Source organism: Roseivivax isoporae LMG 25204, assembly GCF_000521865.1.
In the GTDB taxonomy this organism is placed as follows: Bacteria; Pseudomonadota; Alphaproteobacteria; order Rhodobacterales; family Rhodobacteraceae; genus Roseivivax; species Roseivivax isoporae.
The window spans coordinates 41,238-66,866 of record NZ_JAME01000017.1 but is presented as its reverse complement, the minus strand read 5'-3'; the positions used below and the strand labels follow the sequence as shown (position 1 = coordinate 66,866).

At 70.6% G+C, this 25,629-nt stretch carries 27 protein-coding genes; 17 read left to right on the top strand and 10 right to left on the bottom strand.

All coding sequences use genetic code 11. The features are described 5' to 3' along the window. Positions 1 to 118: 118 nt before the first annotated feature. Together RISW2_RS12185 and RISW2_RS12180 are read left to right on the top strand one after the other, a co-directional pair. Positions 119 to 1,135, top strand: coding sequence for a DUF2333 family protein (locus RISW2_RS12185; protein WP_244437557.1), 1,017 nt, complete (start codon positions 119 to 121; stop codon positions 1,133 to 1,135). 39 nt (positions 1,136 to 1,174) lie between these two features. Further along, a complete protein-coding gene (locus RISW2_RS12180; RefSeq protein WP_051491985.1) occupies positions 1,175 to 1,519 on the top strand; it encodes a hypothetical protein in 345 nt (114 codons plus the stop codon). 21 nt (positions 1,520 to 1,540) lie between these two features. On the opposite strand, the gene RISW2_RS12175 is transcribed toward RISW2_RS12180, so the two are convergent. Genes RISW2_RS12175 through RISW2_RS12150 form a run of 6 tightly spaced genes read right to left on the bottom strand, consistent with a single transcriptional unit; the run spans position 1,541 to position 6,809 of the window. Then, positions 1,541 to 2,467, bottom strand: coding sequence for an isoaspartyl peptidase/L-asparaginase family protein (locus RISW2_RS12175; RefSeq protein WP_043771440.1), 927 nt, complete (start codon positions 2,465 to 2,467; stop codon positions 1,541 to 1,543). Next, positions 2,464 to 3,363: a polysaccharide deacetylase family protein gene (locus RISW2_RS12170; RefSeq protein WP_043771437.1), complete on the bottom strand. Its 900-nt coding sequence runs from the start codon at positions 3,361 to 3,363 to the stop codon at positions 2,464 to 2,466. Before RISW2_RS12170 ends, RISW2_RS12175 begins: the two co-directional genes overlap by 4 nt. Then, positions 3,360 to 4,109: an SDR family NAD(P)-dependent oxidoreductase gene (locus RISW2_RS12165; RefSeq protein ID WP_043771436.1), complete on the bottom strand. Its 750-nt coding sequence runs from the start codon at positions 4,107 to 4,109 to the stop codon at positions 3,360 to 3,362. Before RISW2_RS12165 ends, RISW2_RS12170 begins: the two co-directional genes overlap by 4 nt. Then, a complete protein-coding gene (locus RISW2_RS12160; protein ID WP_043771435.1) occupies positions 4,100 to 5,113 on the bottom strand; it encodes a ketopantoate reductase family protein in 1,014 nt (337 codons plus the stop codon). The genes RISW2_RS12165 and RISW2_RS12160 overlap by 10 nt, the downstream gene beginning before the upstream one ends. Next, positions 5,110 to 5,811: a creatininase family protein gene (locus RISW2_RS12155; RefSeq protein WP_043771432.1), complete on the bottom strand. Its 702-nt coding sequence runs from the start codon at positions 5,809 to 5,811 to the stop codon at positions 5,110 to 5,112. Before RISW2_RS12155 ends, RISW2_RS12160 begins: the two co-directional genes overlap by 4 nt. Next, on the bottom strand, positions 5,808 to 6,809 hold the full coding sequence (locus RISW2_RS12150) for a GntR family transcriptional regulator (protein WP_043771430.1): 1,002 nt from the start codon (positions 6,807 to 6,809) through the stop codon (positions 5,808 to 5,810). Before RISW2_RS12150 ends, RISW2_RS12155 begins: the two co-directional genes overlap by 4 nt. 156 nt (positions 6,810 to 6,965) lie before the next feature. Between RISW2_RS12150 and RISW2_RS12145 the strand changes: the two genes are divergently transcribed. The 9 genes from RISW2_RS12145 (at position 6,966) to RISW2_RS12105 (ending at position 16,357) form a co-directional block, all read left to right on the top strand. Continuing rightward, positions 6,966 to 8,534: an ABC transporter substrate-binding protein gene (locus tag RISW2_RS12145; protein WP_043771422.1), complete on the top strand. Its 1,569-nt coding sequence runs from the start codon at positions 6,966 to 6,968 to the stop codon at positions 8,532 to 8,534. An 87-nt stretch (positions 8,535 to 8,621) separates the two neighbouring features. Beyond that, a complete protein-coding gene (locus tag RISW2_RS12140; RefSeq protein WP_043771420.1) occupies positions 8,622 to 9,599 on the top strand; it encodes an ABC transporter permease in 978 nt (325 codons plus the stop codon). Beyond that, on the top strand, positions 9,596 to 10,546 hold the full coding sequence (locus RISW2_RS12135) for an ABC transporter permease (protein ID WP_084615373.1): 951 nt from the start codon (positions 9,596 to 9,598) through the stop codon (positions 10,544 to 10,546). The genes RISW2_RS12140 and RISW2_RS12135 overlap by 4 nt, the downstream gene beginning before the upstream one ends. Continuing rightward, positions 10,543 to 11,508, top strand: a complete 966-nt coding sequence (locus RISW2_RS12130) for an ABC transporter ATP-binding protein (protein ID WP_043771416.1) — start codon at positions 10,543 to 10,545, stop codon at positions 11,506 to 11,508. The genes RISW2_RS12135 and RISW2_RS12130 overlap by 4 nt, the downstream gene beginning before the upstream one ends. After that, a complete protein-coding gene (locus RISW2_RS12125) occupies positions 11,505 to 12,527 on the top strand; it encodes an ABC transporter ATP-binding protein (protein ID WP_043771415.1) in 1,023 nt (340 codons plus the stop codon). Before RISW2_RS12130 ends, RISW2_RS12125 begins: the two co-directional genes overlap by 4 nt. Continuing rightward, positions 12,524 to 14,017, top strand: a complete 1,494-nt coding sequence (locus tag RISW2_RS12120; RefSeq protein ID WP_043771412.1) for a gluzincin family metallopeptidase — start codon at positions 12,524 to 12,526, stop codon at positions 14,015 to 14,017. The genes RISW2_RS12125 and RISW2_RS12120 overlap by 4 nt, the downstream gene beginning before the upstream one ends. Positions 14,018 to 14,181: 164 nt before the next feature. After that, positions 14,182 to 14,946 carry an amino acid ABC transporter substrate-binding protein gene (locus tag RISW2_RS12115; protein WP_043771408.1) on the top strand — a complete coding sequence of 255 codons (765 nt, stop codon included), beginning with the start codon at positions 14,182 to 14,184 and terminating at the stop codon, positions 14,944 to 14,946. Between the two features lie 8 nt (positions 14,947 to 14,954). Beyond that, positions 14,955 to 15,629: an amino acid ABC transporter permease gene (locus RISW2_RS12110; protein ID WP_043771404.1), complete on the top strand. Its 675-nt coding sequence runs from the start codon at positions 14,955 to 14,957 to the stop codon at positions 15,627 to 15,629. Next, complete coding sequence (locus RISW2_RS12105; protein WP_084615372.1) at positions 15,626 to 16,357, top strand: amino acid ABC transporter ATP-binding protein; 732 nt, start codon at positions 15,626 to 15,628, stop codon at positions 16,355 to 16,357. Before RISW2_RS12110 ends, RISW2_RS12105 begins: the two co-directional genes overlap by 4 nt. A 17-nt stretch (positions 16,358 to 16,374) precedes the next feature. Here the strand turns inward: RISW2_RS12105 and RISW2_RS12100 are convergent, their stop codons facing one another. Beyond that, on the bottom strand, positions 16,375 to 17,316 hold the full coding sequence (locus RISW2_RS12100) for a YihY/virulence factor BrkB family protein (RefSeq protein WP_043771401.1): 942 nt from the start codon (positions 17,314 to 17,316) through the stop codon (positions 16,375 to 16,377). A gap of 34 nt (positions 17,317 to 17,350) precedes the next feature. Next, positions 17,351 to 18,067: a GntR family transcriptional regulator gene (locus tag RISW2_RS12095; RefSeq protein ID WP_051491984.1), complete on the bottom strand. Its 717-nt coding sequence runs from the start codon at positions 18,065 to 18,067 to the stop codon at positions 17,351 to 17,353. Between the two features lie 148 nt (positions 18,068 to 18,215). Between RISW2_RS12095 and RISW2_RS12090 the strand changes: the two genes are divergently transcribed. The 5 genes from RISW2_RS12090 to RISW2_RS12070 all read left to right on the top strand — a co-directional run bounded on the left by RISW2_RS12090 (position 18,216) and on the right by RISW2_RS12070 (position 23,058). Beyond that, positions 18,216 to 19,661, top strand: a complete 1,446-nt coding sequence (locus RISW2_RS12090) for an NCS1 family nucleobase:cation symporter-1 (protein ID WP_043771398.1) — start codon at positions 18,216 to 18,218, stop codon at positions 19,659 to 19,661. A 143-nt stretch (positions 19,662 to 19,804) separates the two neighbouring features. Further along, the gene (locus RISW2_RS12085) at positions 19,805 to 21,295 is read left to right on the top strand and encodes an FAD-binding oxidoreductase (RefSeq protein ID WP_043771396.1); all 1,491 of its coding nucleotides are present in this window, start codon (positions 19,805 to 19,807) and stop codon (positions 21,293 to 21,295) included. Beyond that, on the top strand, positions 21,292 to 21,699 hold the full coding sequence (locus tag RISW2_RS12080; RefSeq protein WP_043771393.1) for a DUF4383 domain-containing protein: 408 nt from the start codon (positions 21,292 to 21,294) through the stop codon (positions 21,697 to 21,699). The genes RISW2_RS12085 and RISW2_RS12080 overlap by 4 nt, the downstream gene beginning before the upstream one ends. Beyond that, positions 21,696 to 22,742 (top strand): hypothetical protein, encoded by a 1,047-nt coding sequence (locus RISW2_RS12075; RefSeq protein WP_043771389.1) that lies wholly within the window; start codon positions 21,696 to 21,698, stop codon positions 22,740 to 22,742. The genes RISW2_RS12080 and RISW2_RS12075 overlap by 4 nt, the downstream gene beginning before the upstream one ends. A gap of 13 nt (positions 22,743 to 22,755) precedes the next feature. After that, positions 22,756 to 23,058 (top strand): hypothetical protein, encoded by a 303-nt coding sequence (locus RISW2_RS12070; protein ID WP_043771385.1) that lies wholly within the window; start codon positions 22,756 to 22,758, stop codon positions 23,056 to 23,058. Positions 23,059 to 23,074: 16 nt separating this feature from the next. Here the strand turns inward: RISW2_RS12070 and RISW2_RS12065 are convergent, their stop codons facing one another. Then, positions 23,075 to 23,479, bottom strand: coding sequence for a DUF2177 family protein (locus RISW2_RS12065; protein WP_043771382.1), 405 nt, complete (start codon positions 23,477 to 23,479; stop codon positions 23,075 to 23,077). 194 nt (positions 23,480 to 23,673) lie between these two features. On the opposite strand from RISW2_RS12065, the gene RISW2_RS12060 reads away from it, so the two are divergent. Continuing rightward, complete coding sequence (locus RISW2_RS12060) at positions 23,674 to 24,618, top strand: DMT family transporter (protein ID WP_043771379.1); 945 nt, start codon at positions 23,674 to 23,676, stop codon at positions 24,616 to 24,618. On the opposite strand, the gene RISW2_RS12055 is transcribed toward RISW2_RS12060, so the two are convergent. Beyond that, positions 24,615 to 25,529 carry a LysR family transcriptional regulator gene (locus tag RISW2_RS12055; RefSeq protein ID WP_043771376.1) on the bottom strand — a complete coding sequence of 305 codons (915 nt, stop codon included), beginning with the start codon at positions 25,527 to 25,529 and terminating at the stop codon, positions 24,615 to 24,617. The genes RISW2_RS12060 and RISW2_RS12055 overlap by 4 nt on opposite strands. Positions 25,530 to 25,629 lie beyond the last annotated feature (100 nt).

Sequence of the window (25,629 nt, the reverse complement as noted above, 5' to 3'; positions counted from 1 at the left end):
GGCGACTTCATCCCCCCGTCCGGCGGAAAATTTCTCCGCAGGTTTTCGCGACCGGCCGGGATGGTCCGGTGCCGTGGCGCGTATGTGTTCCGAACCGACCTGAGAGGGGATGCCGACCGTGACCACAGCCACTGCCACCGCGACCGGAGACCGGCCCGCCGACGGCGCGCTCGTCCCGTTCCAGCCCAGGGCCAGGGGATGGCGCGGCCTGCCGCGCCCGCGCCTCGGGCGGCGCGCGCTGAAGGTGACCGCGCTCGTCCTCGTGCTGGCTGTGACCGTGAACTACGCGGTGCTCGGGCCGCTCACCCACCGCATCGACAGCGACCCGGGTTTCCGAGCCGCCGCCGTGCCGCAGAACGGCAGCGCCGCGGTCGCCACCGCCGCGGCGCTGATCGACCGCGAGGTGAACCTGCACGGCTGGACGCCCAACGATCCGCTGCTCGCGCCGGCGGCCGTGCTCGACAACATGCCGAACTTCCAGGCCGGCGTGATGAAGGCGGTCGGGCGCTTCAGCTTCGAGCTGCTCGACCAGATCGCCCGCACCCGCGGATCGTCGAGCGCCGATCCCGACCTCGAGCGCGCGAGCGGTTTCCTGCAGTTCCCGCCCGACATCTGGATGTGGGACCCGTCGCGGTCGCTCTGGCCCACGGTGCCGTCCGAAGGCCAGTACCGGCAGGGATTGGCCGCGCTCGAGCGCTACAACGCGCGCCTGTCCATGGGGCAGGCGGTGTTCGAGCGGCGCGCGGACACGCTCGCCGGCACGATCTCGCGGATCTCGGCCGATCTCGGCTCGCAGACCGCGCAGCTCGAGCGCGCGCAGCGCACGGGGTGGTGGATCTTCAGCCGCACCGCGGACGACGTGTTCTACCAGAACAAGGGCATGCTCTACGGCTACTACGTGATGCTGGCGGCGCTCGGCGAGGATTTCGCCCCGGTCATCCGCGAGCGCAACCTGTCGCTCGTCTGGGGGCAGGCGCTCGAGAGCCTGCGGCAGGGCTCGCAACTGTCGCCGATGATCGTGCTGAACGGCGACCGCGACCGTTCGATCTTTGCCAACCACCTGGCGCTGCAGGGGTTCTACATGAAACGCGCGATCCTGCAGCTCGAGGAGGCCGTCAGCGTGATGGCCGTCTGACCATTCGCCACGTCCCATGTCACCAGAGGAGGAACGACCATGTTCGACCGACTTTTCCGCACCGACCGCACCGCGACGACCGGCGACGCCGGGGACCGCGCGCCCGGGCTGCGCGCGCGCTACGAGAGCTGGCGCTTCGAGCGCGACATCGCCGCGATCATGTCGGCGCTCGACCGGCTGTCCGACCGCCGGCTCGCGCTGATCGGCGTCCGCCGCGACGAGCTCTTCGAGGCGGTCTCGACCCTGATGCTCGAGGCCGAGCAGCGCCGCGCGATCGGGCGCGAGGTGCTCGACCTCCTGGCGTCGCCGCCGCGGACAGGGGAGGAGACGCCGGCCCCCTCCGCGCCCGGCGAGCGCGCACCGGACGTGCCGGCAGCGGCCTGAGCGGCGCGCGGGCGGGGCGCCTCAGTCGCGGTAGATCGCGATCACCGGCGCCTCGCCCGACCGGACCGAGGCACGGTACATCCCCTCGCAGTTGAAGGGCAGCGCGAGGGTTCCGTCGCGGTCGACCGCGATCGCTCCGCCCGAGCCGTCGTTCTGGGCGAGGTCCTCCATCACCACCGCGCGGGCCGCCTCGGCGAGGGGCTGGCCCGCATGCCGCATGCGCGCCGCGATCTCGGCCGCGGCGGTCCAGCGGATGAAGACCTCGCCATGGCCGGTGGCGGACACCGCGCAGGTCGCGTCGTCGGCGAAGGTGCCCGCGCCGATCATCGGCGTGTCGCCGACCCGGCCCGGCGCCTTGGCGGTCATGCCGCCGGTCGAGGTCGCCGCGGCCAGGTGGCCGTGCACGTCGCGCGCCACGGCACCGACCGTGCCGTGCCGCCGCGCCGGATCGTCGTCGGTCTCGCCGCGCGCGCGCATGCCGAGCGTGTCCTGCAGCGCGGTCCAGCGCGCCTCGGTGAAGAAGTACGCGGGCTCCTCGAAGGGCAGGCCCGCCGCGCGCGCGACATCGAGCGCGTTCGGCCCGATGAGGCAGACATGGTCGGTCCGCTCCATCACCGCGCGGGCCGCCTGAACGGGGTTGCGCGGGCCGAAGATGCCGGCAACCGCGCCGGCGCGCCGGTCGCGGCCGTCCATCACCGCCGCGTCCATCTCCTGGCGGCCGTCGCTGGTGAAGACGGCGCCGCGCCCGGCATTGAAGAGCGGCTCGTCCTCGAGCGCCGAGACGGCCGCCACCACAGCGTCGAGCGCCGCGCCGCCGTCGCGCAGCACCGCCTCGCCCACCTCGAGCGTGCGGGCCAGGGCGGCGCGGTAGGCTTCCTCGCGCTCGGGCGTCATCGAGGCGCGCAGGATGGTGCCGGCACCTCCGTGGATGGCAAGGGAATAGGTCATGGCCGTCCTTTCCCGCCCGCCGCCTCGATGCAATAGCGGGCGATCTCTGCATGGGTCGCGATCCAGGCGTCGCCGGTCGCGCGGATGTGGGCGAGAAGCTCGTCGAGGATGAAGATGCGCGACCGGTAGCCCGTCACGTGCGGATGCATCGTCAGGAGGAACAGGCCGCCCTCGGCGCGCGCGCCGTCGAATTCGCGGCGGAAGATGTCGAGCACGTCCGCGGGCGGCGTGTAGGGCCGCTGCGCGCCGAAGCGGTTCATCATGAAATAGGGCGCGTCGTCGCGGATCCATTCGACCGGCAGCTCGACGATGCCGGTGGGCCGCCCGTCGGCGACGATCTCGTAGGGGTCGTCGTCGGCAAAGAGAGAGCTGTCGTAGAGAAGACCGAGCTCCTCGGCGATGGCGAGCGTCGCGTCGCTGAAATCCCACGACGGCGTGCGCATGCCCACGGGACGCACGCCGGCAATCGTCTCGAGCGTGTCGGCCGCGCGCAGCATCAGCGCGCGCTCGTCCCCGGGGGGGATCTGGGTGTTGCGTTCGTGGATCCAGCCGTGAAGGCCGATCTCGTGCCCCGCATCGATGAGCGCGCGCTGCTCCTCGGGATGCAGGAGCGCCGCGACCGCGGGCACGAAGAAGCTCGCGCGGGCGTCGTGCCGGCGCAGGACCTGCGTGATGCGGGGGATGCCGCGGCGGGCGCCGTATTCGCCCCAGCTGAGCCGGGCGAGGCTTTCGGCCCCGTCGCGCAGCTCGTTCGTCTCGTGGTCGCTGTCGAAGCTCAGCGCGACCGCGCAGCGCGCGCCACCCGGCCAACTCCGGGGCAGGAGCGAGCGGCCCGCGCGGATCTGCGCCACGCGCGTGCGCCAGGTCTCCTCGCTCCAGGTATGGGCGTCGCTCATGCGTGACCTCCGTCGACGGAAAGCACCTGACCGCTGATCCACCCGGCACGGTCCGAGGCGAGGAAGGTCACCGCATCGGCGATGTCCTCGGGCCGGCCGAGCCTGCGCATGTGGGTGCCCGCGATCACCTGGGCCTGCCGCTCGGGGCCGAAGGCGTGCCACTGCCGCTCGGTCGAGGGGTTCGACAGCACGAAGCCGGGCGCAACCGAGTTCACCGTGATCCCATGCGGCCCGAGCTCGAGCGCGAGCTGGCGTGTCAGGCCCACGAGCGCATGCTTGGCGGCGGCATAGGCCTGGATGCCGGTCAGGCTGGGACGGAGCCCCGCGCCGGACGAGATGGTGACGATCCGCCCGGCCCCGGCGGCCTTCAGCGCGGGGGCCGCGGCCTGGGCGCACCACATGGCGGCATCGACATTGGCGGCGAGGATCGCCCGCCAGTCGTCCTCGCCGATCTCCTCGAGCGGGCGGCCGGCCTGGCCGCGCACGCCGCCCGCGGCGGTCACGAGCCCGTCCAGCCGGTGGTGGGTGGCGCGGATCTCGTCGAAGGTCGCGTGCACCGCGTCGCGCCGCCCAAGATCGGCGGCATGGCGGCTCGCCGCCGCCTCGAGACGGTCCATGCCGGCGCCGTCGATGTCGATGGCGGCAACGCGTGCTCCCGCCGCGGCCAGCCCCGCGACGATCGCCGCGCCGATCCCCTGCGCCGCCCCGGTGACGGCGAAGACGCGCCCGGAGAGGTCTATGCGCATCCCGGCACCAGCAGGTCGGGCAGGTCGTCGGCCTGCGGACGGCGGCCGTCCTCGATGTCGTGGATCAGTCCGACCAGACGCGTGAGCGTCGGCACCGCCACCCCGTGCCGTGCCGCGATCTCGACCATGATGCCCATCTGCGCGTCGACCTCGGTCTTGCGGCGGCGCACGGCGAGGTCGCGCCAGATGCCGGAATGGGTCTTGGCGGTCTTGCGGTTGTGCGCCACCATCCTGTCGATGGACGCCGCCATGCCGGCCCGGTTGGCGGTGCGGAAAGCCTCGGGATCGAAGCCGTTGAAGCCTATCGGCTGCACGCCCTCGGCCGCGGCGAGCGTCATCACCTCGTGGCCGAGCGCCTCGTAGACCGCGCGGTGGCCGGGCCGCGCCATGGCGTCCGACATGGACGAAGGCGTCAGCGCCGTCGCGAAGAGCAGCGCGCCATAGCCCATCTTGCCCCAGAGGTAGCCCCAGATGTTGTCGGTCAGGACCGCGTCGGGTTCGACCAGGGACAACAGCGCGTGCAGTTGGCGGGCGCGTTCGGTGATGCGCCCGTCGAGCTCGCCCACCGCCACCGCTGCGCGGTTCCCGTAGAGGATTCGCCCGGGTTCGAGCCAATCGGCGCCGAAGTTGACGAAGCATCCGATCGTGTTCTCGGCCCCGATCCGCGCCGCGATGACGCGCTCGTTGAGGCCGTTCTGCGCCGAGATGACGTGCCCGCCCGGCGCGAGGTGGGGCACCAGCGCGTCGAGCGCCGCCTGCGTGTGGTGCGCCTTGACCGCCAGGATGATGCGGTCGAACCGGCCTTCGAGCGTCGCCGGCGTCGAGGCCGGCAGCGCCTGCGTGAAGGCGTCGACCGGCCCTTCGATCACCAGCCCCTTGCGCATCGCGGCGACGTGATCCTCGACGATGTCCACCATGTGCACGGGATGGCCCGCGCGGGCGAGCGTCGCGCCGATCACCCCGCCGATGGCGCCCGCGCCCCAGATGAGGATCGGCGCGGTCATGACCAGTCGCCCTCGAGGAGCGTGCGGGTCTCCTCCACCGCGACGGCCCAGAGCCGGTCCGTGTCCGCGTCGGGCCGCTGGTAGAGGCCGCCGTAATTGCCGTCGCCGATCAGCTCGCGCACGCCCGCGGCGTTCCGGTCGCGCAGCCGGTCGAAGTCCACGAAGGGCTTGCGCGTCTCGGGCAGGGCGCGGCCGGGCAGGCGTGTCCAGGGAAAGTTCTCCATCCAGCTTGCATGGCTCGCGACGGGATCGATCTCCTGTACCGTGGCCCAGGTGCGGGGCGCGCGCCACCAGTCGTGGAACCGGCAGCGGGCGCCGGGATGGGCCTCCATCCACTCGGCGCAGACGGGCTGCACGGGGCTGTTTCCGCCGTGCCCGTTCACGATCAGCACGCGCCGGAACCCCGTGGCATGGAGCGAATCGAGGATGTCGCGCACGAGCGCCGCGTAGGTCGCGAGTTTCAGCGACACGGTGCCGGGAAAGCCCATGAAATAGGGCGTGAGACCGTAGGCCACCGCGGGAAAGACCGGGATCCCGAGCGGTTCGGCCGCGTCGGCCGCGACCTTCTCGGACAGGATCGAATCGACCGACAGGCTGAGATGGGCGTGCTGCTCTGTCGAGCCGAGCGGCAGCACCGCGCGGTCGTCCGTGGCGAGGTAGGCCTCGACCTCGAACCAGTTCGCTTCAGTGATCCTCATACGGCGGCGTCCTTTCTTCGGGGCGTGGTGCGACGGCAGCTTTCGATCGCCGGCAGAACGTCGGTGCGGACCGACTGGGCGTCGGGCGTGTGGCGGTATTCGAACGCAAGCTGGCCCGGCGCCAGCGCCTCGCGCAGGTAGTCCGCGCCAGAGGCGTAGATCAGCACCTCGGTGTCGGCGATGCGCCGCGCCTCGTCGTCGTCGCCTCGCACCACCATGGTCAGGTTCGACACGTGCGGGGCGAAACGCTGGATGCCGGTCTTCATGATGGTGACGAAGCCCGGGAAGTAGGAATAGCCCACCACGCGGGCATCGGGTGACAGGGTCGCGAGCGCGACGCGGGTCGCCTCGTTCGGGATGAGTGTCACGCCGACCGCCTCGATGTCCGGCGCGACCTCGCGCAGGCGGGACAGGAGAGTGCGCGGCGCGAGGATCAGGTCGTGGCCACGGGCGCCGCCGGCCTCGACGTCGGCGAGCGTCGCGGCCGCGATGCTGTCGCCGTCGCGCAGATGCGCGCGCAGGTCGGCGGCGTAGGATTCGGTCGCGTCGTGGAAGTTGCCGACCATGAGCAGGCACACCGGCCGGCGCGGCGCGGGCTGCGCCATCGACACCCGCAGCGACAGTTCGGCCGGACTGAGGCCCGCGGCACGCCCCAGCGCCACGAGTTCCGCCACGCGGGCGTCGATCTCGGCCAGGCGGCGGCGCTGATCGGTGTCGCCCGTCGCGCGCACATAGGTGCCCGATCCCGCGCGCCCCTCGACGTGTCCGGCAGCCTGCAGCGCCGCGTAGACGGTCGACACCGTCACCGGCGACATGCCGACGCGCCGGGCGAGGGCACGCACCGAAGGCAGCCGCTGTCCGGCGATCAGTTCGCCCGAGGCGATCCCGAATTCCAGCGCGCCGCGCAGCTGGACCGATACCGGCACGGACGAGGCAGGGTCGATCGCCTGGACGATCCGCTCCACCGACGGTTCGAGCTCTGCCCGATTTTCGTTCATCCGTATCAGCTCACTAGAACAAATTAGCTTTCTATCGTTATATGATCCCGGATCTTGCGCGTCTATACCGATGTTCGTTTCAAAAAATTCTTGACGGTTCGGAGATCCGGTTCCTAACGTATCAGTCAACGATAACACTTCGACCGGGAGTCGCTCATGTCCAGGAACGTTCTGAAATCGGCCGTCGCGGCGCTCGCGCTGATGGCGGCGGCGCCGGTGACGGCACAGGAGCTTGTCATCGGCCTGCGCGCGGGCCCCGATTCCATCGACCCGCACTGGTCGACGCTCGGCAGTCAGGCGGAAGCGCTGCGCCACGTGTTCGACACGCTGGTCGACGTGGACGAGAACCTGCAGCTTCAGCCCGGACTCGCCGTGAGCTGGGAGCCGGTCGACGACACGACCTGGGAATTTAAGCTGCGCGAGGGCGTCACCTTCCACGATGGCACCCCCTTCACCGCGGAGGATGCCAAGTTCTCGATCGAGCGCATCCCCGAGGTGACCGGACCGATGTCGATGACGCTCTACACGAAATACGTGGACAGCGTCGAAGTGGTGGACGACCTGACGCTCCGCGTGAAGACCAAGGGCATCGCGCCGGCGCTGCCGAACGACTTCACCCGCCTCTTCGTGGTGCCTTCGGAAACCGGCATGGAGGCCGGCAACGAGGCGTTCAACTCGGGCGAGAAGGCGATCGGCACGGGTCCGTACCGCTTCGTGTCCTGGCAGCCCAAGGGAGACCTCGTGCTCGAGCGCAACGAGGACTACTGGGGCGATGCCCCGGCGTGGGAGCGCGTCGTGCGCAAGGAGATCGCGGACGATGCCGCGCGGGTGGCGGCGCTGCGCTCGGGGCAGGTCGACCTGATCAACTACGTGCCGGCCTCGGACTACCTGGCCATGCAGAACGACGGCGAGGTCGAGACCTTCGTGTCCGACTCAGTCTACATCCTGAACATCGCGCCCAACGTGAAGGACGAGGAGCCGCAGCCGATCACGGTCAACGGCGAGGAGGTCGAGGGCAACCCGCTGCAGGACAAGCGCGTGCGCGAGGCGCTCGACCTCGCGATCAACCGCGACGTCCTCGTGAACGTGGTGCTCGAAGGTCTCGGGACGCCGGCGAACCAGCTGATGCCCGAGGGCTTCTTCGGCTACACCGACCAGATCGGGGAAAAGACCTACGACCTCGAGAAGGCCAAGGAGCTCCTGGCCGAGGCGGGCTATCCAGACGGATTCGAGATCGACTTCACCTGCACCAACAACCGTGTGCCGGGCGACAGCGTCGTCTGCGAGGCGCTGGCGCAGATGTGGGCGCGGCTCGGCCTGACGGTGGACGCGCAGGCGTTGAACGGCACCGTGTTCTTCCCCGCCGCTGCGCGCGAGGAATACACCATGTCGATGTCCGCCTGGGGCACGCTGACGGGTGAGGCCGCCTACACCTACGGCGCGCTGACCCACACCAAGGACGACGAGAAGGGCTTCGGCAACTTCAACCGGACGGGCTATTCCAACGCGGAATTCGACGAGGTCTTCGGCGAGGGCACCCAGACGCTCGACGCCGACGCGCGGCGCACGCTCTACGAGGAGGCCTCCTACATCGCGATGGAGGACCGCGCGCTGATCCCGACGGTGATCCTGCAGACGGTCTGGGCCGCGGACGCCGGCACGCTCGAGTTCACGCCGCGCGTCGACCAGGAGACCCGCGCCTACGCGATCACTCCCGTGGAGTGATCCCGCGTACCCCCGCGCCGTTTCCCGCGTCCGGCCCTCGAGCCGGGCGCGGCTCTGTTCCCAAGCCCCGCGACCTCCGGAGGTGACATGGCAGGCTACCTGCTGCAGCGACTGGTCCAGGCGGTGATCGTGGTCTTCGCCATGTCGGTCATCGTCTTCGTCGGCGTCTACGCGATCGGCAACCCGATCGACGTGCTGATCGACCCGGGTGCCACCGCCGAGATCCGCGAGAACCTGATCCGGCAGTACGGCCTCGACCAGCCGCTCTGGCGGCAATACCTGGTTTTCCTCGGCAATGTCGCGCAGGGCGACATGGGCACGTCGATGGTCTACAACATCCCCGTCGTGGACCTCGTCTTCTCGCGACTGCCGGCGACGCTGGAACTGGTGCTGGTCTCGGTCTGCATCGCGACGCTGATCGGCATCCCCGCCGGTCTCTACGCGGGCTACAGGCCGGACAGCGTCGGCGCAAAGGCGATCATGGCGCTGTCGGTCCTGGGCTTCTCGGTCCCGACCTTCTGGATCGGCATGCTGCTCATCATGGGCTTCGCGGTGCAACTCGGCTGGCTGCCCTCGGGCGGCCGGGGCGACGAGGGCTCCATCCTCGGGCTCAGGACCTCGCTCGCCACCGCCGACGGCTGGAGCCACGTCATCATGCCGGCGATCAACCTCTCGCTCTTCAAGATGGGGCTGCTCATCCGCCTGACGCGCGCGGGCATGGTCGAGGCGATGTCGACCGACTACGTGCGCTTCGCCCGGGCGCAGGGGCTGCCCGACCGGCAGATCGTGTTCCGCCACGTGCTGCGCAACATCTCGATCCCCATCGTGACCGTGTTCGGGCTCGAGCTTGGCTCGACGCTCGCCTTCGCGGTCGTCACCGAGAGCGTGTTCAACTGGCCGGGCGTCGGCAAGCTCATCATCGACTCGATCCTGCAGCTCGACCGGCCGGTGATGGTGTCGTACCTCGTACTCGTCGTCGTCCTCTTCGTGCTGATCAACCTGACCGTCGATCTGGTCTACGCCCGGCTCGACCCGCGCGTGCGGCTGCGGGGAGAGGACGCATGACGAATGCGCATGCCGACACCGCCACGACCACCGGCGGCACGATCGCCGTGCCCTCAGCCGCCCCGCGCGAGACGCGCGCGGACCGATGGCGCAACTTCTGGGCCGATTACCGCCAGTCGCCGGTGGCGGTCGTTTCGCTGGGCGTGATCCTGGTGCTGCTCGGCGTGTCCTTCGGCGCGCCGCTCGTCTCGCCCCAGGACCCCTACGACATGGCCGCGCTCGACTGGATGGATGCCTTCCTGCGGCCGGGCACCACGGGGTCGGGCGGCTACGTGCACGTCCTCGGAACCGACAACGCGGGCCGCGACATGCTGTCGGCGATCTTCTACGGGCTGCGCACGAGCTTCGTCATCGGCATCTCAGCCGGGGTGCTGGCGCTCGCCATCGGCATCTGCGTCGGGCTGTCCGCCGCCTATTTCCGGGGCCGCACCGAAAGCGTGCTGATGCGGATCGTCGACCTGCAGCTGTCGATGCCCGCGATCCTGCTCGCGCTCGTGATGGTCGCCGTGCTGGGGCAGGGGGTCGCGCAGATCGTCGCGGCGCTGGTGGTCGCGCAATACGCCTACTTCGCCCGCACGACCCATGGCGCGGCCACCGTCGAACGCAGCAAGGACTACATCGAGGCCGCGCGCTCGACGCCACTGCCGACCCGGCGGGTGCTGCTCCGGCACCTCCTGCCCAACGTGATGCCGCCGCTCATCGTCGTCGCGACCGTGCAGGTGGCGAGCGCCATCGCGCTCGAGGCGACGCTGTCCTTCCTCGGCGTGGGTCTTCCCCTGACCGAACCCTCGCTCGGCTCGCTCATCTCCAACGGGTTCAAGTACATCCACACCGACCGCACCTGGCTGTCGATCTATCCGGGGCTCTTCCTCATGGTCACCGTCGTCGCCATCAACCTCGTGGGCGACCAGGTCCGCACCGTGCTCGACCCGAGGCGGTCGCGATGATCCCGGCGCTCGAGGTCCGGGGCCTGACCACCCGCTTCGCCACTCGTGCCGGTCCCGTCACTGCCGTCGACGGCGTGAGCTTTTCTGTCGCGCCGGGCCGCATCCTCGGCCTTGTGGGCGAGAGCGGGTCGGGCAAGAGCGTCACCGGCTTTTCCGTCCTGGGGCTCATCGACGCGCCGGGCGAGATCGTCGCGGGCCACGTTCTGGTCGAGGGCGAGGACATGCGGACCATGTCGCCCGAGGCGCAGCGCCGCATGCGCGGCCGCAAGGTCGCGATGGTGTTCCAGGACCCGATGATGACGCTGAACCCGGTGCTGCGCGTGGGCGACCAGATGGCCATGGCCGTGCGCGTGCACGACCGGGTGTCGAAGGCTGCCGCGTGGGACCGCGCCCGCGCCGCCCTCGAGATCGTGGGCATCCCGGCGCCCGCCGAGCGGCTCCGCGCCTATCCGCACCAGTTGTCGGGCGGCATGCGCCAGCGCGTGGCGATCGCGACGGCGCTCCTGCACCGCCCGTCCGTGATCATCGCGGACGAGCCCACCACAGCGCTCGACGTGTCGATCCAGGGGCAGATCCTGTCCGAGGTACGCAGGCTCGCCGACGAGACCGGCACCGCCATCGTCTGGGTCACGCACGACCTCGCCGTCGTGTCCTCGCTCGCCGACGACATCTGCGTGATGTACGCGGGCCGCATCGTCGAGAGCGGCACCGCCGAGGAGGTGATCGCCCGGCCGCGCCACCCCTACACCTGGGGGCTGATCCAGTCGGTGCCGGGCCTGCACAGCCCCGGCGAGAAGCTGCCGCAGATCCCCGGATCGACGCCGCAGCTGTCGCGCCTGCCCTCGGGCTGCGCCTTCCGCACCCGGTGTCCCCGCGCGACCGCGCTCTGCGAGACTGTGCCGCCCGACCTGGGCGAGGGCGCGCGCCGCGTGCTCTGCCATCACCCGCTGGAGGCGTCATGACCGACCCGCTTCTCGAGATCCGCGGCGTGTCCAAGCGCTTCACCCGCCGCGCCGGCCTGATCGAGCGGGGCGTCGCCCGGCTGACCGGGGCCAAAGCCGGCGCGACCGTTCATGCGCTGACCGGCGTCGACCTGTCCGTGTCGCAGGGCGAGGTCCTGGGCATCGTGGGCGAATCGGGCTGCGGGAAATCGACGCTCGGCCGGATCGTCGCGGGCATCTACGGGCCGAGCGAGGGCGCGGTGCTGCTCGACGGCGCACCCGTCGCGCAGGTGCGGGGCGGCGTCGCGGAAAAGCGGACGACGCGGGTGCAGATGATCCACCAGGACCCGTTCGCAAGCCTCAATCCCCGAATGAAGGTGGGCGAGACCATCGGGGAGGGACCGCGCGTGCACGGCTACGGCACGGCGCGGGAGATCCGCGAGCGGACCGCTGCGCTGCTCGAGAAGGTGGGGCTCGAGGCGGCCTATGCCGACCGGCTGCCGCACCAGTTCTCGGGCGGGCAGCGCCAGCGCATCGCCATCGCGCGTGCGCTTGCCATGATGCCGGACCTCCTCGTGCTGGACGAGGCGGTGGCCTCGCTCGACGTGTCGATCCAGGCGCAGGTGCTCAACCTCTTCACCGACCTGCGTCGCGACCTCGGGCTGACCGCGCTCTTCATCAGTCACGACCTGTCGGTGGTGCGCCATGTCTGCGACCGCGTCGCGATCATGTATCTCGGCCGGGTGGTGGAGCTCGCCGATGCGGCCGCGCTCTACGACGCGCCGCTCCATCCCTACACAAGGGCGCTCTTCGAGTCCGTTCCGACGCTCGGGACCGGCCGCGCGCGGTTCCATCCGATCGAGGGGGAGATTCCGTCGCCCCTGGCGCCGCCGCCCGGCTGCGCGTTCCATCCGCGCTGCCCCATGGCGGGCCCGCGCTGCCGCGCCGAGATCCCGCGTCTGAAACTGCAGCAGGGGGGACGGGAGGTCGCCTGCCACCTGCACGATGGTGGCGTCGCGGCGGGGGCGGTGGCGGCATGAGCGGCCTGTCGGACCGCGTCGCGCGGATCAACGACGTCCTCTGCGCGGTCAACGCGCTCGAATGGGACACGCGGGTGATGATGCCTCGCGGCGGCGCCGAAAGCCGCGGGCACCAGATCGCGACGCTGAAGGGCCTCGCGCGCGAGATGATCCTCGATCCCGCGCTGGCCGACGCGGCCGATGCCGCGCGCCACGGCGGCGACCCGCTGGAACGCGAGGCCGCGGCCTCGGTGGCAGAGGCCATCGCCTACCATGCCCGCATCCCCGCGGACCTCCTGCGCCGCAAGGCCGAGCGCTCGGCGCTCGCCGGGGCCGCCTGGGCCGAGGCGCGGGCGCGGTCGGATTTCGCGCTCTTCCTGCCGCATCTCGAGGCGATGGTGGCGCTCTCGCGCGAGACGGCGGCGGCGCTGGGCGGCGCGGGCCACCCCTACGATCCCATGGTCGACCTCTTCGAGCCCGGCGAGACGGCCGCCTCGCTCGACGCGTTCTTCGGCACGCTCAGGGCGGGCATCCGGCCGATCCTCGACGTGGCGCTCGGACGACCCAAGCCGCGCACCGATTTCCTCGCCCGCGACTACCCCGTCGAGGGGCAGCAGCGCTTCGCACGCCACGTGGCCGCATGGCTCGGCTACGACTTCGACCGCGGGCGGCTCGACACCGCCGTGCACCCTTTCGAGATCAGCCAGACCCGGTCCGACGTGCGCATCACCTCGCGCTGGCCGCGGGACTACCTGCCCATGTCGATCTTCGGCACCATCCACGAAACCGGTCACGCCCTCTACGAACAGGGCGCGGACCCGGTCCTGGTGCGCAGCGCGCACACGACCGACCTGCGCGGGCTCTATGCCGTCGCCGGCACGAGCTTCGGCATGCACGAGAGCCAGTCGCGCCTTCTCGAGAACCACGTGGGCCGCAGCCGCGGTTTTTGGGAGGTGCATTTCGGCATGCTGCGGGACATCTTCCCCGACCAGCTGTCCGACGTGAGCGTCGATGAATTCGTGGCGGCGGTGAACCGGGTCGAGCCCGGCTTCATCCGGGTCGAGGCGGACGAGCTGACCTACGATCTGCACATCATGCTGCGCGTCCGGCTCGAGGTGGCGATGATGGAGGGCGCGCTGGCGCCGGCCGATCTGCCCGCCGCCTGGAACGAGGGCATGCGCGCGGATCTCGGGCTCGATCCGCCGGACGATGCCCGCGGCTGCCTGCAGGACGTGCACTGGTCGCATGGCTACATGGGGTCGTTCCCGACCTACACGATCGGCAATGTCACCGCGGCGCAGATCATGGACCGCCTGCGCAGGGCCGCGGCCGGCCTCGACGCCGCCCTCGCGGCGGGCGACCTCGAACCGCTGCGCGCGCGGCTGTCGGAGGCGGTCTGGCGCAAGGCGCGCCGGCAGCCCCGCGCCGCGCTCGTCGCGGGGCTCGGCGGCGATGCGGGCGACCCGCGACCCTATCTCGAGCACCTGCGCTCCCGTTTCGCCGCGACCTGACCGCCCGCGGGGCCGGATCGGATGTTCGCCCGGGCGGCGTCCGCCGGGACAGCGTTCCATGCCCGCGCTTGGCTTCGGGACGCGCGGACTTATTTCTCGAAGGGCGTTGATCGCGTGGGCTTGAGGCGACACGTAAGGCCCCCGATGCCAGAAGGAGCCTTCCGATGCCCAGAACCCTGATCGCCGCCGCCCTCGTCGCCGCGGGCCTGTCCGCACCCGTCGCCGCGCAGGAGTCCGAGACGCTGCGCGTCGGCATGTCCGGCGGCTACTTCCCCTTCACCTTCGTGCGGCAGGACGAGCTGCAGGGCTTCGAGGTGGACGTGATGAACGCCGTGGGCGCGGAGGCGGGCCTCGAGATCGCGTTCGAGACCATGTCGTTCTCGGGTCTCATCGGCGCACTCGAGGCCGGTCGCATCGACACGATCGCGAACCAGATCACCATCACGCCCGAGCGGGAGGAGGCCTTCGCCTTCACCCAGCCCTACGTGATCGACGGGGCGCAGGTCGTGACCAAGGAAGGCAACGAGGAGATCGGCGGCGTCGAGGACCTGCGCGGCAAGACGGTGGCGGTGAACCTCGGCTCGAACTTCGAGCAGTTGCTGCGCGAGCTGCCTTACGCGGACGAGATCGACATCCGCACCTACGAGTCGAACATCGAGCAGGACACGGCGCTGGGCCGGGTCGACGCCTTCGTGATGGACCGGGTGTCCTCGGCGCAGGTGATCCAGGAAAGCCCGCTGCCGCTGGAACTCGCCGGCCAGCCGTTCTCGGAGATCCGCAATGCGCTGCCGTTCCGCGACGACGAGGCGGGCCGCGCCCTGCGCGACCGGGTCGACGCCGCGCTGACCACGCTGAAGGAGGACGGCACGCTCGCCGAGATCTCGCAGAAGTGGTTCGACAGCGACATCACCACCGCCGCGACGGAATGAGCTGAGACATGCGGGCGCTCGACCTCGACTACATGCTGGGGCTGGTGCCCGTGATCCTGGGCTACGTGCCGCTGACACTGTTCATGGCGGTGGCGGCCATGGCGCTGGCGCTGGTGCTCGCCTCGCTCCTCGCGGTCGAGCGGGTCATCAAGGTGCCCGGCCTCGACTGGCTGGTGGTGCTGTTCATCAGCTTCTTCCGGGGAACGCCGCTCCTCGTGCAGCTCTTCCTGTTCTATTACGGGCTGCCGCAGGTGCTGGCGTTCCTCACGCAGATCAACGGCGTGACGGCCGCGATCATGGGGCTGACGCTGCACTTCTCGGCCTACATGGCCGAGGCGATCCGCGCCGCGATCACCGGCGTCGACCGCAGCCAGTGGGAGGCCGCGCAGTCGATCGGCATGACCCAGGTCCAGATGATGCGGCGGATCATCCTGCCGCAGGCGGGCCGGATCGCGGCCCCGACGCTGGTCAACTACTTCATCGACATGATCAAGGGCACCTCGCTCGCCTTCACCCTCGGCGTGACCGAGATGATGGGCGCGACCCAGAAGGAGGCGTCGGGCAGCTTCCTCTACTTCGAGGCGTTCCTCGTCGTGGCGATCATCTACTGGGTGATGGTCGAGACGCTGAACCAGGGCCAGAAACGGCTCGAGCTGCGCCTGAACAGGGCCTACGCGCGATGATCCGGGTGCGTGGCCTCACCAAGCGGTTCGGCGCGACGACCGTTCTCGACGGGATCGACCTCGACATCGCCGACGGCGAGCGGGTGGTGGTGATCGGGCCGTCCGGCACCGGCAAGTCGACGCTCCTGCGCTGCCTGAACTTCCTCGACCGGCCCGACGCGGGCTCGATCGAGGTGGGCGACGTGCGGGTCGACGCGGCGAAGGCCGGGCGCCGCGACATCCTCGCGCTCCGCCGCGCGACGGCGTTCGTGTTCCAGAACTACGCGCTCTTCGCCAACATGACCGCGCAGGAGAACATCATGGAGGCGCTCGTCACCGTGCAGGGACGCTCCCGGGCCGAGGCCGGGCGGATCGCGCGGGACGTGCTGGCCGAGACCGGTCTTGCCGACAAGGCGGGCAGTTATCCCGCCGCGCTGTCGGGCGGCCAGCAGCAGCGCGTGGGCATCGGTCGCGCCATGGCGATCGGGGCCGAGCTCATGCTCTTCGACGAGCCGACCTCGGCGCTCGATCCCGAATGGGTGGGCGAGGTCCTCGACCTCATGCGCCGGGTGGCCGAGCAGCGCCAGACCATGCTCATCGTCACGCACGAGATGCAGTTCGCGCGCGAGATCGCCGATCGCGTCCTGTTCATGGAAGGCGGCCGGATCGTCGAGGACGGCCCGCCCGACCGGGTGCTCGACGCGCCCGAGGATCCGCGCCTGCGGCAGTTCCTTCGCCGGGTGTCCTGACGGCCGGGCAGGGCGGCTCAGTCGCCCACCCGCAGCGCGCGGGCGAGCCGGCGGATGCGGATCGCGCGGTTCAGCTCGCCGCCGAGGATCAGGACCAGCGCGGCGAGGTACATGTAGTAGAGGGCCGCGACGATCCCCGCGAGACCCGCGTAATAGCTCGAATACGCGGCGTAGCTCGACAGGTAGAACGAGAAGACCGACGTCAGCACCGACCACGCGATCACCGTGAAGAGGACGCCCGGCCAGATGCTCGAGAACCGCGTCCGCCGCGCCGGCAGGAAGATGTGCGCGCCGAGCAGCGCGGCGAGCAGGATCACCGCCGCCGCCGGGTAGCGCACGAGCCCCATCGTGACCGAGGCGGGATCGAAGCTCGGCATCAGCATGTGCAGCCACGATCCCGCCCGCGGCGCGAGCACAAGCAGGTAGCCCACGAGGACGAGCACGAGGCCGGTGAAGAGCACCATCACCGCCTGCACCGCGTAGAGCGCCACGGCGGAGCGCGTCTCGCGCACGCCGTAGGCGCGGTTCAGGCCCACGCGCACGCCGTCGACGCCGCCCACAGCGAACCAGATCGTCAGCAGGATGCCGAGGCTCAGCACGCCGCCGCGCTGCACCGACATAACCTGCTGCACCTCGGACAGGATCGGGTCGACCAGGGCCGAGGGCACGATCTCGATCAGGAAGCGCGTGAGGTCCTCAGCCATGGACCGGTCCCCGATGAAGGCGGTGAGCGACGACGTGAAGATCAGGAACGGGAAGATCGCCAGCAGCATCCGGAAGGCCACGTTGCCGGCAAGCCCGAAGGCGTCGTCGCTCCAGAGCCGCAGGAACGCCTCGCACAGCACCGCCCATGCCACGCGCCAGCCCTGGCCCATCAGGAGCATTTCCGGGTTCTCGCTGACGATGCCGTGGGTCAGCACGGTGTCGCGCAGCGTCTCTTTGCGCTTCTCGGCGTTCATGCCTGCCCCTGCACGGTCGCGGGATATCCTCGAGTTAGACCGCTTCGGGGCGGGAGGAAAGCGCCCCCGCGACCGGCGGCACGCCCCACCAGCGCAGCGTCTGCGCGCAATGGTGCCGGATCGCCTCGGTCGCGGCGGCGGCGTCGCGCGCCGCGAGCGCGTCGATGATCGCGAGGTGCTCCTCCATCGCCGACGCGATCCGGTCGGGCACGAAGGGGCGCGAGTTCTGGATGATCGCAATGCGCATCCGGTTGGCGGCATAGGAATCCGCCAGCCGCGAATTGCCGAGCCCCGCGGCCAGGAAATCGTGCAGCGAGAGATCCGTCTCGACCGCCTCCGGCGGCATGTCGTGCGCCGCGTGGGCGCGCGCCGCGTCGCGCAGCGCCACGTGCCGGGCCCTGAGCGCCCCGAGCCCGTCGAGCGCGTGCCCCGCGATCCGCCGCCGCGCACCCTCCTGGTCGAGCGCCATGCGGAAATCGAGGCACTCGCGGATCGTCTCGGGCCGCGCCTCCATCACCTGCACGCCGCGCTTCGGCAGCGCCGCCAGCAGCCCGTGCGAGCTTGCCTGCTTCACCGCCTCGCGGATGGCGGCAATGGGAAATTCCAGCAGATCCACCAGCTGTGCCATGGACAGGAACTGCCCGTCGCGCAGCCGCCCGCTCCGCAGCGCGGCCCAGAGCGCGTCCTGCGCCCGCGTGGCCATGAGCTGCGCATCCTGTGGGCGTTCGGCGGAGAAATCCGCGTCTTTCATTCTTCGCGTCATCCGTAAGGTGTTATCTCGAGTTTTTTATAGTTGGATGACAAGGATATTAACTAACATGTCAGTTGCAAGGGGGTCCTCGCGGGATGTTGCCGGCGCGGCGCCGGCGGTCCGAAGCGGGGCGGCAAGGGAGGAACCGATGGCCTTGGCAGACGACATGCATGTCGCGCGCGGCGACACGATATCGGGCGACAGCACCCACACGCTCAATCCCGTCGGTCCCGACGAGAAGACGTGGGGCTGGTTCGCGATCTTCAACATCTGGGCGAACGACGTGCAGTCGCTCTTCGGCTACTCGCTCGTGGCCTCGCTCTTCATCTCCTACGGGGTGGGCGGCTGGACGGCATTCGCTGCGCTGATCTTCGCGGGCCTCTTCGTGATGTGGATGGTGAACCTCTCGGGCGCGGCGGGCGAGAAATACGGCATTCCCTATCCGGTCTTCGCGCGGGCGAGCCTCGGCACCGGCGGCTCAAAGCTGCCGGCGGTGCTGCGCGCCACGGTCGCGGTGTTCTGGTACGGGGTGCAGGTCTACTTCGCCTCGACCGCGCTCGCGCTCCTGATCCGCTCGGTCACGGGCGCGACCGGCGGCCCCGAGATCCTCGGCCTGACGGGGGTCGACTGGGTGTCCTTCCTCATCGTCTGGGCATTCCACATCGTGATCTTCTGGCGCGGCATGGGCTGGGTCGAGACCTTCCTCAACATCGCGGGGCCCTTCGTCTACCTCGTGATGATCGGACTCGTGATCGTTCTCTGGCAGCGGTCGCACGGCCAGCTGCTCGAGGCGACGGCGACGATCTTCGCCAATCCCGAGGGCACGTTCTGGACCGAGGTCTCGGGCTTCATCGCCATCGTCGGCACCATGGTCGCCTATTTCGCCGCGGTCATGATCAACTTCAGCGACTTCTCGCGATATTCCCGGAACAAGGCGTCGATGAAGCTCGGCAACCTCGTCGGCCTGCCGTTCAACATGATCCTGTTCTCGGCGCTGGCACTCCTGACCACCGGCGGCGCGGCCGTCGTCTACGGCGAGGCGATCATCAACCCGACCGAGATCGTGGAGCGCACCGACAGCGTGCTGCTCGGCGTGATCGCGGCGGTGACGTTCTTCGCGGCGACGGTGGGCATCAACCTCGTTGCGAACTTCATCCCGGCAGTGAACGGCATCGCGAACCTCGCGCCCGACCGCATCAGCTTCCGCAATGCGGGCCTCATCACCTCGGCCTTCGCGCTGGTGATCGGGGCATTCTGGACGAGCTTCATCAGCCAGTTCGGGATCGGCGGCTTCGTCAACACGCTGGGCGCGACGCTGGCGCCGATCTTCGGGATCATGATCGTCGACTATTACTGGCACCGGAAGGAACGGCTGAATCTCGACGACCTCTACAACCTGCGGGGCGGCGAATACCACTACGTCAACGGCTGGAACGGTGCCGCGGTCAAGGCCTTCGGGATCGCCGCGATCTTCTCGGTCGCGACGGTCTGGGTGCCGTGGCTCGCGTTCCTGTCGGGCTACGCGTGGGTCATCGGCGCGCTGCTCGGCGGGCTGATCTTCAACACGCTGGTGAAGAAACGCGGGCACGCCTGACGCGTCCCGGCGGACAAGGGAACGGCCCGTCGCGCCTGCGGCGGGCCGTTCCTGCGTCCCCGAGGTCGGATTATCCTGACTTACGGCAGGCCGGGCGGTGCGCTACCAAGGCGGGTGGGCAGGCACGGCAGGCGGGGCACGGAGTGGCAGGCATCGGCAGGATCACGCGGCGCGGCGCGCTCGTCCTCGGCGGCGCGGCGGCGGGCTACGTGGCGGGGCGGGCCTGGGCGCCGGGCCTTCCCGGGCTTGGCGGCGTGCCCGCAAAAGTGGTGCCTGCCGATCCGCTGATCCTCGACGATGCGAGCGGGCTGTCGGCGACGCCGGTCCGCGCCCATGTGCGCCCGCGCTCCCCTGGCACGGCACTCGTCGACGCGCTGCGCGCGGAACTGTCGGCGGCCCGCGCCGACGGGCGTCCGGTCAATGTGGGCGCGGCGCGCCATTCCATGGGCGGGCAGGCGATCCCGCGCGAGGGCACCGCGATCACCGTGGACGACGCGTGGATCGAGCCCGACACCGCCGCCGGCACCTACCGCGTGAACGGCGGCGCGCGCTGGGCGGACGTGATCGCGGCGCTCGATCCGCTGGGCTTCGGTCCCGCGGTCATGCAGTCGAACAACGATTTCGGCGTGGCCGCCACGTTTTCGGTGAACGCGCACGGCTGGCCCGTGCCCTACGGTCCCATGGGGGCGACGGTGCGGTCGTTGCGCATGGTGCTGGCGGACGGCACGCTCGTCACCGCCTCGCGGACCGAGAATCCCGACCTCTTCGCGCTTGCCATGGGCGGCTACGGGCTGATCGGGCTGATCGTCGATCTCGAGGTCGAGATGGTCGCGAACGCGCGGCTCGAACCCGCCTTCGTGGTGATGCCGGCCGACGCGTTCCCCTCCGCCTTCGCCGCGGCGGTGGCCGATCCCGCGACGCCCATGGCCTACGGGCGGCTCAACGTCGACCGCGCGCGGCTCTTCGAGGAGGCGCTGCTCGTGACCTACGCGCCCGCGGCCGACCAGTCCGACCTGCCGCCGGCGGCCGGGTCGGGCTTCGTGTCCCACGCCGCAGCGCGGCTCTACCGCGCGCAGGTCGGCCGGGAGGGCATGAAGCGCGTCCGCTGGTGGATCGAAAGCGGCCTCGGCCCCCGAATCGCGGGACCGGCCACCCGCAACGCGCTGATGAACGAGCCCGTTGCGACGCTCGACGACCGCGACCCGGGGCGCGTCGACATCCTGCACGAATATTTTCTGCCGCAGGCGGCGTTCGGCGGCTTTCTCGAGGCATGCCGCGAGGTCATTCCCGACGCCTTCGCCGAGTTCCTGAACGTCACGCTGCGGCACGTCGAGGCCGACCCGGTCAGCGTGCTCGCGCATTCGCCGACGCCCCGCATCGCCGCGGTCATGTCGTTCACCCAGGAACGCACCGCGCGGGCCGAGGCCGACCACGTGCGCATGACGCGCCGGCTGATCGACCGGGTGCTGGCGCTGGGCGGCAGCTATTACCTGCCCTACCGCCCGCACGCGCGGGCCGACCAGTTCGCCGCCGCCTATCCCCGCGCGGCGGAATTCGCGGCCGCCAAGCGGGCCCTCGACCCGCGGCTCGCGCTGCGCAACAACCTCTGGGACAGCTACATGGCGGACCTGTGACCCCCGAACGCAGACTTTCCCTCGTCTACGCCGCGATCCTGCTCGCGGCCGCCGCGATCAACTACGTGCCCGGCCTGACGGATGCGGACGGGCGCGCCTTCGGCATCTTCGCGCTCGATCCGTTCGACGACGCGCTTCACCTCGCCTCGGCGCTCTGGGCGCTCGCCGCCGCGTTGGTCTCGAGCCGCGCCGCGCGGCTCTTTCTCGTCCTCTTCGGCGCCGCCTATCTGGGCGACGGGCTCTGCGGCCTCCTGACCGGGTGGGGCTACCTCGATTTCGGGATCTTCACCAATCCCTCGCTCGGGGCGAGCCTCGCGCCGCTCAGGATCGCGGCGAACCTGCCGCATCTGGGGCTCGGGTCCGTCGCGCTCGTCGCTGGCCTCGTGCGCGCGGGCCGGTCATGAGGCGCTGGGCGCGCCGGGCCGCGGTGGCGCTCGGCATCCTGCTCCTGCCGGTCGTCCTGCTCGGCGCCCCGGTCGCGTATGTCGAGACGCTCTGCCACGGCGACGCCGCGCCCGCGCCGCGCAGGCCCCTGTCTTCCGAGACGCGGCCGGCGGTGCGCACGCTCCTGACCTATCCCGAATGGCACATCGTCCACGCCTACGACGATTACGCGCGCGTCATCCGCGACCACGACCCGCACGCCTACGACTTCCTGCCGGCGGTCGCGGGATACTGGCGCGGCCTCTGCACGCTCAGGCGCGAGAGCGCGGCCCTCGGAGAGATCGACGGCGCGACGCGGACGCTCGTGCACGTGATCGGCGTGTCCTTCACCTTCGAGATGCTGATGAAGGCCGCCTACGAGGAAACCGCGGGCCGGGCGGTCGCGCGCCTCCGGGGGCCGGATCGTGCGCCGCTCGACGCGCTGTCGGCCGCGCAGGCGGCGGATTACGCGACCTTTCTGCAGCAGGTGCCGTGGTACCGCTACGATTTCCGCGCCGACGCGGCGGCGCTGCGCGAAGCATCGGAGGGCGGCCTGCGCGACCGCGAGCGCGCGCTGGCGCTCGGGCTCGAGCACCGGGCGCGTGCCGCCTATGCGGGGCTCATCGCGCGCGGCGTGGCGGCGACCGGGCAGGACGACACGACGCTTCAGATGGTGGTGGCGGACCTTCCGGCGGAGACGCTCGAGGCGCCGGAGGGCGTGCGCGTCCTGCGGACCCTGCCCGAGGGAATCGAGGTGGAGACGCCGCGCTACCGCGCGCTTACCCACATCCTTCGGGACTGGGCCGAGGCCGGCGCCACCTTCGTCGACATGGCCGGCAACGATCGCATCCTCTTCACCGCGCTGTCCGATGGGGCGGATGTCCCGGGCGCGCTCGCCACGTTTCCTCGGCAGGGCCACGGCGACACGCGGGCGCTCCTCCTCGTGCCGGTGCGGGACCTGGCCGAGCGCCTGCGCGGGCTCGACGCGGCCGGGCTGCGGCTCGAGCACGTGCACGATTACTGATGGGGCGCGGCCGATGATCCTCCGCCTCCTCGCCGCGCTTCCGGTTCTTCTGGCCGCGTGGATCGCGATCCTCGCGCTCGTCCTGCGGGCGGGCGGCGGCGCGCCGGCGGTGTTCGTGCCGTTCCCGCCCGAGGGGCTCGTCGCGCGGCTGGGGCAGGGCGTGGCGGTCACCGGTGCCTCGCCCCTGTCGCTCACGCTCCGCGCCGACGGCCCGGACCTCGTGGCACGAACCTACGCGGCGGGCGCATGGCTCGTCCTGCCCGCGGGGCTCGAGGCGTGCATCCCTGCCGCCCTGCGCAAGGACGGGCCCGGCTGACGCGGCCGCCGCGGGATCACCCGAAGGGCAGCGCCCGCACGATCACGACGCCCAGCCACGCCGAGACCGCGGTCAGCACCGTGCCCCAGGTGAGGTCCGCCGCCACCTGTTCGAGCGACCAGTCGCGCATGACCGCGTAGGACGTCATCTCGTAGGTGCCGTAACCGACGATGCCGATCAGCGCCCCGTTCAGGAGCGCCTGCACCGGCATGTCGTCGCGCAGCGCCGGCCATGATGCGAACCAGAGCAGGATCGCCACGTAGACGAGGTAGAACCCCACCGCCGCGCCGAGCCGGGGACTGTCGAGCACCGCGTCGCCGAGGTGCTTGGTGAAGAGCGGCTTCATCACCGCGCGCAACATGACGGCATCCGCCGCGAGAAAGATCGCGGCCGTCACGACGTAGAGTAGAGCGATCTGCATGCTGCCTCCGTTCAGGACCTGAAGGACATACGCGCGCCGAGGGCATCCGGTTCATCCGATCGTGCGCGCGGTTGACCGGGGCGCCCCGAGCGGCTAGCTGGCCGGAGGTGCGGGATGGCGTCCCGCACCCCCCGTGACACCGTCCTGAACGCCCGGACCGTTCGTGCGCCCCCGCGGCGCCTGAGGAGGTTTCCGTGACCACGACAACCGCCACGTCGACCGGATCCGACGCCGACAAGCGCATCGGCATGATCGTCATGTGCCTCGCCATGGGTCTTCTGCCGGTGGGCGACGCGATCTCGAAATCCCTGACCTCGGTCCTGCCGCCCTTCGAGGTGACGGTGCTGCGCGCGCTGGCGCAGGCCGCGTTCCTGGTGCCTGTCGCGGTGCTGCTGCGGCGTCACCTCGCGGGGCCGATCTTCACCCTCGCCTCGCTCGCCTCCGCGGCCCTGATCGCGACGGTGACCTACACGCTCATCACCGCGTTCTCGGTCATGCCCATCGCGACGGCGATCGCGATCTTCTTCCTCGAGCCCCTGGTGCTGACGCTGCTCGCCGGCATCTTCCTCGGCGAGGTGCCGGGGCCGCGCCGCTTTGCCGCCGTGGGCGTCGGGCTCGTCGGCGCGATGATCGTGATCCGCCCGAACTTCGCCGTCTTCGGGCCGGTCGCGCTCCTGCCGCTTGTGGGCGCGGTCGCCTACGCGCTCAACATGATCGTCCTGCGCAAGGCCTCCCTGCGGCAGTCGGCGCTGAGCTTCCAGGTCGGCGCCTCGCTTTGCGCCGCCGCCCTGCTGGGCGGGGCCGAGATCGTGCGCCTCGCGCTCGGCGGCGGCGGCGGCCCGCTCCTCGAGATGCCGGGCTGGGCGATGATCGCCGTGGCGGCGGCGGGCATGCTGGCGACCGTCACCTTCCTGATGATCACCTTTGCCTTCAGCAAGGTCGAGGCGAGCATCCTCGCACCGTTCCAGTATCTCGAGATCGTGGGCGCGACGGCGGTCGGTTTCCTGATCTTCGGCGAGTTCCCGGACGGCATGACCATCCTCGGCGCGGCGATCATCCTCGGCTCGGGCATCTACGTGTTCCACCGCGAACGCGCGCGCGACCTCGAGGTGGCAAGCGCGCAGCCGCGCGACCACTAGGGCGCGGGCAACGCCAGCGCCCGGCGCGCGGCATCGACCGCGTGGTCGATGAAGAGCCGCACCTTGGTGTCCTGCAGCCGCTTGTGCGGGTAGAGGCAGCCGAACAGCGCGGTCGGGGGCCGGTGATCCGGCAGCACCTCGACCAGCGCGCCGCTCTCGAGATGGCGCGCCACGTCGAAGAGCGGCTTCATCGCGATGCCACGCCCGGCGAGTGCCCAGTCGGTCAGGATGTCGCCGTCATCCGCGTCGAAGCGGCCCGACACCTCGAGCTTGCGCGGCCCGTCGGGCGTGTCGAGCACCCAGTAATATTCCGGCGAGCGCGGATAGCGCAGCAGCAGGCAATTGTGACGCCCGCCCAGCAGGTCGTCGGGCACCCGCGGCGCGCCGTGCTCGGCGACGTAGCGGGGGGCCGCCACCAGCACCCGCGGGCAGTCCGCGATCTTGCGCATGGTCAGCGTCGAATCGCGCGGGTTCCCGAGAAAGAACGCCACGTCGAGCTCCTCGCCCAGGATGTCGACGCGCCGGTCCGAGAGCCGCATCCGCACCTCGGTCTCGGGATAGGCGTCGGTGAAGCCCGGCACGATGGGCGCGATCAGCCGCCGGCCGATCCCGAGCGGTGCGGTCACCCGGATCGCGCCCCGCGGCCGGTGCGAATAGGTCGCGACGGCGGCCTCGGCCCGGTCGAGCCGGTCGAGCACCTCCTTCGTCTCCTCGTAGAACATGCGGCCGACCTCGGTCGGCGTCAGCGACCGGGTGGTGCGGTTGAAGAGCCGCACGCCCAGCTTCTGTTCCAGTTCCTTGATGCGCTTGCTGGCCACCGCGGGCGTCAGCCGCAGGTCGCGGCCGCCCGAGGTGATGCTGCCGAGCTCGACCACGCGGGCAAAGACCCGAAGGCTTTCGACATAGGGCATGACGCTGTCTCCTCCCGCGGGGAAGGAGAGCGCAGCGCGCGGCGATTATCAACGGTTCGTTGAAAGAATTTGCCAACAGGCGCCGTTAACGCAAGGGGTC